Here is an 8,764-nt window from a genome sequence, read left to right as displayed (position 1 = left end):
GGATCGGGCGTGGCGGTGACGGTCTCGGCGGGGTTTTGATCGCGAGTCCCTCCCCGTCCCGCAGGGATGGGGAGGTGGCGCGCGCCGGGAGGCACGTGACGGAGGGGTTCTTTCCCGCCGCCCGACCCCTCCGACCGAGGCCTGACGGCCTCGCCCACCTCCCCATTCGTTCCGAACGGGGAGGGACAATCGGCCGCCCCGCAAAAACACCGAGGATACGCGCTCCTATCGCCTTCCAACCCCCCGCCGCCTCGGCTAGCCTGCCGCGCATGGACGTCTACCTGCCCATCGCGAATCTCTCGGTCAACGGGCTCTACATCGTCCTCCTCGGCGGGCTGACGGGGATCCTCTCGGGCCTGTTCGGGGTCGGCGGCGGGTTCCTGACGACACCGCTGCTGATCTTCTACGGCATCCCCCCCACGGTCGCCGCCGCCTCGGCCGCCACGCAGGTGACCGGCGCGAGCGTGTCGGGCGTGCTCGCGCATTCGCGCCGCAAGGGCGTCGACTACCGCATGGGCGCCGTGCTGGTGGTGGGCGGGATGGTCGGCGCGCTGGTCGGCGCGGGGCTGTTCAGCGCCTTGCAGGCATTGGGCCAGATCGATGTCGTGATCAACATCCTCTACGTGCTGATGCTCGGCTCGATCGGAACGCTGATGATGCGCGAGGCGGTGAGCGCGCTGCGCCCGGGCACCTTCGGCACGGGCCCGCAGGTGAGGAAGCGCCGCCACCACCCGCTGGTCGCGTCGCTGCCCTACCGCTGGCGCTTCTACGCCTCGGGCCTCTACATCTCCCCGCTCGCGCCGCTGATCCTGGGGATGCTGGTCGGCATCCTGACCATGCTGATGGGCGTGGGCGGGGGCTTCCTGCTGGTGCCCGCGATGCTCTACATCCTCGGGATGAGCGGCAATGTCGTGGTCGGCACCTCGCTGTTCCAGATCCTGTTCGTGACGATGGTCACCACCATGACCCACGCGCTCACCACCAAGGCGGTCGACCTCGTGCTCGCCGCGCTGCTGCTGCTGGGATCGGTGCTTGGGGCGCAGTTCGGGACGCAGATCGCCTTGAAGGCCCGGCCCGAGCTGCTGCGCCTCGCGCTCGCCACGCTGGTGCTGCTGATCGCCCTCAGGATGCTCTACGGCCTCGGCGTCCAGCCCGACGAGATCTACACCGTGGTGCCGCTTTGAGGCGGGCGGGGCGGCTTGTCCTGCTGGCCGCCGCCTGGGGCGCGCTGACGGCACAACGCGAGCCGGTGCTGGTGCCCGCGGTCAGCCAGTCGCTGATCGAGGTGCGGCAGGGCTTCACCGGCGCGCGGCTGCTGCTCTACGGCGCGGTGGTCGATCCGCAAGGCGGCGGGCGCGCGGGCGAATATGACATCGTCGTCGTCCTCAAGGGCCCGACCGCGCCGGTGCGCATCCGCGAGAAGGAGCGCATCCTCGGCATCTGGGCCAATGCCGGCTCCTCCGATTTCCGCTCGGTCCCCTCGTTCTTCGCGGTCGCCTCCTCGCGACCGATCGACAGGATCGTCGACGAGCGCACCGCCGCGATCTACGAGCTCGGCACGCAGTTCATCCAGCTTTCTCCCTCGGGCCAGATCGATCCCGAGGAGCAGGCGCGCTTTGCCAGCGGGCTGGTCGAGCTGCGGCGCAGACAAGGCCTCTACCAGGAGAACCCGGGCGGGGTGAGCATCGCCGAGAAGGTGCTCTACCAGGCGCGCATCGACCTGCCCTCCACCGTCACCACCGGCCCCTACACCGCCGAGACCTTCGCCATCAGCCGCGGGCGGGTGGTGGCGAGCGCGACCGCGCGGATCGAGGTGGTCAAGGCCGGGCTCGAAGGGCAGGTGGTAACCGCCGCGCAGCGCTGGTCGTTCCTCTACGGGCTGGGCGCGATCGCGCTGTCGCTGGCGATGGGCTGGTTCGCCGGGCGGCTGTTCGCGCGCAGCTGACGCGCCCCGCGTCCGCCCCGCGCCGGGCAACTCGGGATGGGCCATTGTTGACGCCATCTTAACTTCGATGCCGCTATCGCCTGCGGGACTTTGCAGCATGTCCCAGGGGAAAGCGCCGATGACGGATCACGCGACGCAGGATTTCGAACGCTTCACCGGGCCCAATCCCACCGGCGCCGAGGACGTCGCGGCCGCCTATGCGCGCGGCGGGCACGACAATGCGCGCCTGCCGATCGGCGTGGTGCTGGAAATCTCGGGCTCGGGCTCGCAGATCGCGCTCGACCTCCAGCGCATCAACGAATGCATGGAGGATGACGACCCCTCGGTGCGGATGGCCGGTCAGGTCGGCAGCCAGATCAAGATCCGCGTCGGCGATGCCTGGCTGCTCGCCAACGTGCGCGACCAGCGCAAGGACCGGCGCACCGATGGCGGGATCATCGCCCATATCGACTTCCTCGGCGAAGGCGGCGAGGAGAAGCTCACGGGGCGCATCCACGGCTTCAAGCGCGGCGTCACCCGCTACCCGATCCCGGGCGCGATGATCTATCCCTCCACCACCAAGGATCTCGAACAGATCTACGCCAGCGACGGGCGGGCGGCGATCACCATCGGCAAGGTGTTCCCGACCAGGGACATCCGCGCCGGGCTCTATATCGACGCGATGCTCGGCAAGCACTTCGCGCTGCTCGGCTCGACCGGCACCGGCAAGTCGACCAGCGCCGCGCTGATCCTGCACCGCATCTGCGAGGCCGCGCCCAAGGGTCACATCGTGATGATCGACCCGCACGGCGAATATTCCGCCGCGTTCCGCACCACCGGGCAGATCCTCGACGTCTCCAACCTCCAGATGCCCTATTGGCTGATGAACTTCGAGGAGCATTGCGAGGTGCTGCTGAGCTCGAGCGGCAACGAGCGGCAGACCGATCAGGACATTCTCGCCAAGGTTCTGCTCGCCGCGCGCACCAAGAACCGGCTGGCGCAGGTGATGGGCAAGATCACGGTGGATTCGCCGATCCCCTACCTGCTCAGCGACTTCGGCAACATCCTCCAGGACGAGATGGGCCGCCTCGACAAGGCGACCTCGACCGCGCCCTACATGCGCATCAAGCAGAAGCTCGACGAGCTGAAGGCCGATCCGCGCTACCAGTTCATGTTCTCCGGCATGCTGGTGGGCGACACGATGGTCGACTTCATCAGCAAGGTCTTCCGCATGCCCGGCGGCGGCAAGCCGATCTCGATCATCGACGTCTCGGGCGTGCCTTCGGACATCACCTCGACCGTGGTGGCGGTGCTGAGCCGCCTCGTGTTCGATTTCGCCATCTGGGGCCGCGACGAGAAGACCCGCCCGGTGCTGCTGGTGTGCGAGGAAGCGCACCGCTATGTCCCCAACGAGAAGAACGCCGATGGTTCCTCGGTGGGCAAGATCCTCAGTCGCATCGCCAAGGAAGGGCGCAAGTACGGGATCAGCCTCGGCCTCATCACCCAGCGCCCCTCCGACCTTGCCGAAGGCGTGCTGTCGCAGTGCGGCACGATCATCTCGATGCGTTTGAACAATGACCGCGACCAGGCCTTCGTCAAGGCCGCCATGCCCGAAGGCGCGCGCGGCTTCCTCGATTCGATCCCGGCGCTGCGCAACCGCGAATGCATCATCTGCGGCGAGGGCGTCGCGATCCCGATCCGCGTGACCTTCGATGCTCTCGAGGAACACAAGCGCCCGGCCTCCGAAGACCCGAGCTTCGTCGAGCTGTGGAACCGCGACGGCGGCGAGGAAGAACTGGTCGAGCGCGTGGTGATGCGCTGGAGGAGCCAGGGTTGATTGTTCTTGTGTGCCTGTCCGCCTCCGCGGGCAGGTCCTCGGCGCTGTTTCAAGCCTTGCAGGCTTGAGCGCCTGCGGCTCGCGCGCGTGCGCTCGCGGCCGCTTCGCGACCGATTGTCGTCTCCTGTCTTGTCACGTTCCTCTGGTATCCCCGTAGAGGTGGATATGCATCCGTTCGCTCATCCGGAAGCCGTGCCTGAGGCACAGCTCCGAAAGCCACGCCTGCCGCGCGCGCAGGGTGGCGCTGTCGGTGCCCTCGGCCATCAGGAACACCTGTCCGGGACGGAAGCGGTAGCGCTGCTGGAGCGCGAGCACTTCGTCCACATCTGCGGGCGACGCGATCACGAACTTGAGGAAGGCGCGCGGCTCGGCCGCCCAGGCGTCGAGCCGTTCTGGCAGCAATGCGAGGTCGGCGGGGTTGCCGCTATGCGCCAGCTTGGGGCTGACATTGTACTGGTCGACCCGCACATCGAGCCGCGCGGGCGGGGCGACGGTGCCGTTGGTCTCGATCTCGACGCCGATGTCGGGGAGGTGCCCCAGCATTTCTGCCAGCGCGCCCGCCTGCAACAGCGGCTCCCCCCCGGTGATGACGAGGCGCTTCTGCCCCAGCATCGCGATCCGCTCCGCCGTTTCGCCGGGCGAGAGCGTCACCTGATTGGCCTTGCGGTCATAGGCGACCCCGTCGCGGTGGGGCCGGTTGTCGCCCTCGAACCGCCAGGTGTAGGCCGTGTCGCACCATGTGCAGGCGAGGTTGCAGCGGGAGAGGCGCACGAAGGCAACCGGCATTCCCATGCTCGGCCCTTCGCCCTGAAGCGAGGCGAAGATCTCCGGCCCGCCGGTGTCGTCGGTGGCGAGGGTGAGGTTCATGCCGAAAACGCCGCAAAGGCGGACAAAGCGGACACCCTGTCCGCCTTGCGGAATATGACCATGTCATTGCGAATACGAGAAAACTCATCCGAACGCACAGGCGGACGGACATGGGGGGCGGGGGCAAGAACGGCATCGAGTACGGCAATCATGCCCGGCCTATGCCACGATTTCCGCCGGTAGGAAAATTCCCCCGCACCAGCGCCGAGCGAGCGGCAGCTTTCGCCCAATCTCCGACAAAACCGGACATTCTGAAAGCGACCCCATTGCGGTCGTTCGGTGTTGCTGTGGCTAGCGAAGCGATACAGACAATGCGAACCCTTGGTCGCCGCCACAGGCATTATGGAGCTGACTTCATGGTCTTCGCCTTGATCAACGAGCCCAAAGTCGATGGCAAAAAGACTTGCAGCATTGTGCTGATGAAGGGCGACAACGAACAATTAATCGAAGTTGAAGATCCGACGCCAGATGACGGTATGCGCGTGAGTCATGGACGTGCACTGGTTAGTGGTCGACGAGTCAAGACCGATTATGTTCCTAAGCAGATGAGACTGGAGCGTGATGGGGTGATTCCCGATTATGGGCGATCATACGGTCTGTTCCATGTAACCGACAAATTCAAGGATGTTGTAGAGGCCCTTGAACCCAATGTGCATCAATTCATACCATTCGAACTTGTCGGTCCGCGAAAAAAGCACGTCGCTGATTTATGGTTCATGTTTGTATGCAACCGACTCGATACTGTCGATAGGGAAAGGACCACCCTAGTACTTGTGGACGGAAAGATGTGGTTGCCAGCTCGTGATTCACCAAGAGATCAGTGGCCTAGTCACGTGGACTCGGGTACTCAAAGCATGCTTTTCTTCGATCTTAACCGAATTGGAAACCACCATTTGTGGTTTGACAAGCACATAATTCAAGAGTTGCCGTTGGTTTCAGAAAATTTAGCAAATTCCCTGAAAGATGCACGCGTAACCGGCGTTGCTTTCGCCGAAAGAAGGGTGGCAAGATGAAGCGTGCGCCTTTCAGGGTCTTCATGGCGTTGACGTCAACGTCACCCGCACGCTTCTAGATGAACATCCTTATTCGCCCTTCCGCTATCCACCCACGTTCGGTCATAGCGCTCCCGCCCGGCCAGTCCTGAAAGCGGACCTCGGGCCGGGCAACTGCGCGGGTCGCGCGTAGACCTACCCCAACCGCGCCAGCGCCGCCGTCAGCCGCTCGACCTCGCCGCTATGATGCGCGAGATCGGCGCGGGCCTTCTCGACCGCTTCGGGCTTGGCCTTCTCGGCGAAGGCGGGATTGGACAGCCGCCCTTCGAGGCTCTTGGCTTCCTTCTGCGAGGTCGCCAGCGCCTTTTCAAGCCGGGCCTTCTCGGCCGCGATGTCGACGATCCCTTCGAGCGGGATGACGAAGACATCCTCGCCCGCGGTCACCTGCATGGCAGGGCCTGCGGGGGCCTCGCCGATGGTCACCGGGGTGAGGCGGGCAAGGCGTTCGATCGCGGCGCTGGAGCGCTCGATGGTGCGCGCCGCGACGTCCGAGGGGCTCGCCAGCCACGCGGCCAGCTTGGCGCCGGGGGCGATGCCGAGCTCGTTTTTCGCCGAGCGTGTGTTGGTGGTGAGGTCGATCACCCAGTCGATCGCGTCGGTCGCCTCCTTGCTCACTTCGGCCTCGGGCTTGGGCCACTGCGCGACGATCAGCTCGTAGGGGCGCGCGCCCAGCTTGTGCCACAGCTCTTCGGTGATGAAGGGCATGAAGGGGTGGAGCATGACGAGGATCTGGTCGAGCGCCCAGCCGGCGACCGCGCGGGTCTCCACGGCGGGTGAAAACGCCCCCTCCCCTTGTGGGAGGGGGTTGGGGGAGGGGTCTGCCGCGTCAGCGGCAGCTTGCGCTGCCGACCCCTCTCCCTCCGCGCCTTGCGGCGCTCCTCCCTCTCCCGCAAGGGGAGAGGGCTTCTGTGCCAGCACCGGCTTCACCAATTCCAGATACCAGTCGCAGAACTTCGACCACGTGAACTGGTAGATCGCGTTGGCCGCTGCGTCGAAGCGCAGGTCAGCCATCGCCTTTTCGATCTCGGAGACGCAGGCTGCGACCTCGCCGATGATCCACTGGTTGGCGGCGAGGCGGGCGGGCGGGGCCTTGATCGTGTCCGAGGCGCCGATCCCGTTCGACTGGCAGAAGCGCGCCGCGTTCCACAGCTTGGTGGCGAAGTTGCGGTAACCCTCGACCCGCTTCTCGTCCATCTTGATGTCGCGGCCCTGGCTTTCCATCGCCGCCATGAAGAACCGCAAGGCGTCCGCGCCGTACTGGTCGATGAGGCCCAGCGGATCGACCACATTGCCCTTGGACTTCGACATCTTCGCGCCGTCGGCGGCGCGCACGAGGCCGTGGAGGTAGAGCCTGTCCCAGGGCTTCTGGCCCATGTTGTAAAAGCCCATCATCATCATCCGCGCATCCCAGAAGAACAGGATGTCGAACCCCGAGATGAGGAGGCTGTTCGGGAAGTGCTTTTGCAGGAGCGGCGCATCGCCCTCCGGCCAGCCGAGCGTGGCGAAGGGCCACAGGGCGGATGAGAACCACGTGTCGAGGACGTCCTCGTCCTGCGTCAGCGCCACGCCTTCACCGGCGAGGGCCTGTGCGGCGGCCTCGTCCTCGGCGACGAAGCAGCGGCCGTCGTCGGCGAACCACGCCGGGATGCGGTGGCCCCACCATAGCTGGCGCGAGACGCACCACGGCTGGATGTTCTCCATCCAGTTGAAGAAGGTCTTCTCCCAGGTCCTGGGCACGATCTGGATCTCGCCCGAGCGCACCGCTGCGATCGGCTTCTTGGCCAGCTCCGCGGCGTTCACGTACCACTGGTCGGTCAGCCAGGGCTCGATCACCACACCGCCGCGGTCGCCGAAGGGGGTCGCGATCTGACGCGGTTCGGCGTCGTGTTCGACCTCTTCGCCATCCTTGGTCTTGGTGCTGTGGGGGATGAGGTAACCCTGCTCCTTCATCCGCGCGACGACCAGCTCGCGCGCGCCCTCCACGCCGTCGCGGCGGAAGCGGTGGAGGCCGAGGAATTCCGCCGGCACCAGCCCGTCCGCCGTCTGGCACACGTTCGCCTCGGCATCGAGCATGTTGAGCATCTCGGCCGGGGCAAAGCCGGCGCGCTTGCCGACTTCGAAGTCGTTGAAATCATGGCCGGGCGTGATCTTGACGCAGCCGCTCCCCAGCTCGGGGTCAGCGTGCTCGTCGGCGATCACCGGGATGCGGCGGCCGGTCAGCGGCAGCACCACGAACTTGCCGACGACGCTGGCATAGCGTTCATCCGCCGGGTTCACCGCCACCGCCATGTCGGCGAGCATCGTCTCGGGACGGGTGGTGGCGACTTCGAGATAGTCGCGCCCGTCGGGCAGGGTGACGCCATCAGCCAGCGGATATTTGAAGTGCCAGAAGCTCCCCGCAATCGTCTGCGTCTCGACCTCCAGATCGCTGATCGCGGTCTTGAGCTTCGGGTCCCAGTTCACCAGCCGCTTGTCGCGGTAGATGAGGCCGTCGTTGTAGAGATCGACGAAGGTCTTGATCACCGCCTTGGTGAAGTGCGGGTCCATCGTGAATTGCTCGCGGCTCCAGTCCATCGAGCAGCCGAGGCGCCGTAGCTGGTGGGTGATGGTGCCGCCGGACTCCGCCTTCCACTCCCACACCTTCGCGACGAAATCCTCGCGCGAGTAATTGGTGCGCTTGTCCTGCCGCGCCTCCATCTGGCGCTCGACCACCATCTGCGTCGCGATCCCGGCGTGATCGGTGCCGACCACCCACAAGGCGTCCTTGCCGCGCAGGCGCTCGTAGCGGACCACCACGTCCTGCAGCGTGTTGTCGAGCGCGTGGCCGATGTGCAGCGAGCCGGTGACGTTCGGTGGCGGGTTGACGATGGTGAAGGCTTCCGCGTCAGGCCGCTCGGGCCGGAACAGGCCGTTCGTCTCCCAGTGGGAATACCAGCGCGCCTCGATGGCGGCGGGGTCGAAGGTGGTGGGCAATGTCGGGTTCGAAGTTTCGGCCATGATGCCCCGCGCCATGCCAGCACCCATGTTGCGATGCAATGTTGGAACCGCGATGGGTGTCTTGCGAGAGCCTTGCGGGGCCGGAAA

The 8,764-nt window shown here is 65.8% G+C and carries 7 protein-coding genes; 4 read left to right on the top strand and 3 right to left on the bottom strand.

The genetic code is table 11. The features are described from left to right. Positions 1–269 precede the first annotated feature (269 nt). From AX692_RS03095 to AX692_RS03085, 3 genes are all read left to right on the top strand, one after another. Complete coding sequence (locus tag AX692_RS03095) at positions 270–1,184, top strand: sulfite exporter TauE/SafE family protein (RefSeq protein ID WP_073973234.1); 915 nt, start codon at positions 270–272, stop codon at positions 1,182–1,184. Beyond that, positions 1,181–1,945 (top strand): TIGR02186 family protein, encoded by a 765-nt coding sequence (locus AX692_RS03090; RefSeq protein WP_073973235.1) that lies wholly within the window; start codon positions 1,181–1,183, stop codon positions 1,943–1,945. The genes AX692_RS03095 and AX692_RS03090 overlap by 4 nt, the downstream gene beginning before the upstream one ends. Positions 1,946–2,063: 118 nt before the next feature. Next, positions 2,064–3,761, top strand: a complete 1,698-nt coding sequence (locus AX692_RS03085) for an ATP-binding protein (RefSeq protein ID WP_073973236.1) — start codon at positions 2,064–2,066, stop codon at positions 3,759–3,761. 132 nt (positions 3,762–3,893) lie between these two features. On the opposite strand, the gene AX692_RS03080 is transcribed toward AX692_RS03085, so the two are convergent. Both AX692_RS03080 and AX692_RS19975 read right to left on the bottom strand, forming a co-directional pair. Next, positions 3,894–4,628: a 7-carboxy-7-deazaguanine synthase QueE gene (locus AX692_RS03080; protein WP_073973237.1), complete on the bottom strand. Its 735-nt coding sequence runs from the start codon at positions 4,626–4,628 to the stop codon at positions 3,894–3,896. Beyond that, on the bottom strand, positions 4,625–4,780 hold the full coding sequence (locus AX692_RS19975; protein WP_155644984.1) for a hypothetical protein: 156 nt from the start codon (positions 4,778–4,780) through the stop codon (positions 4,625–4,627). The genes AX692_RS03080 and AX692_RS19975 overlap by 4 nt, the downstream gene beginning before the upstream one ends. Before the next feature lie 204 nt (positions 4,781–4,984). On the opposite strand from AX692_RS19975, the gene AX692_RS19460 reads away from it, so the two are divergent. Further along, positions 4,985–5,641, top strand: coding sequence for an imm11 family protein (locus tag AX692_RS19460; RefSeq protein WP_155644877.1), 657 nt, complete (start codon positions 4,985–4,987; stop codon positions 5,639–5,641). A 174-nt stretch (positions 5,642–5,815) separates the two neighbouring features. Here AX692_RS19460 and AX692_RS03075 read toward each other — a convergent pair whose 3' ends face one another. Further along, a complete protein-coding gene (locus AX692_RS03075; RefSeq protein ID WP_230961028.1) occupies positions 5,816–8,692 on the bottom strand; it encodes a valine--tRNA ligase in 2,877 nt (958 codons plus the stop codon). Positions 8,693–8,764: the final 72 nt, after the last annotated feature.

The organism is Erythrobacter donghaensis (genome assembly GCF_001557325.1).
Lineage (GTDB): Bacteria > Pseudomonadota > Alphaproteobacteria > Sphingomonadales > Sphingomonadaceae > Erythrobacter > Erythrobacter donghaensis_B.
This window is presented reverse-complemented; position numbering and strand designations above follow the sequence as displayed.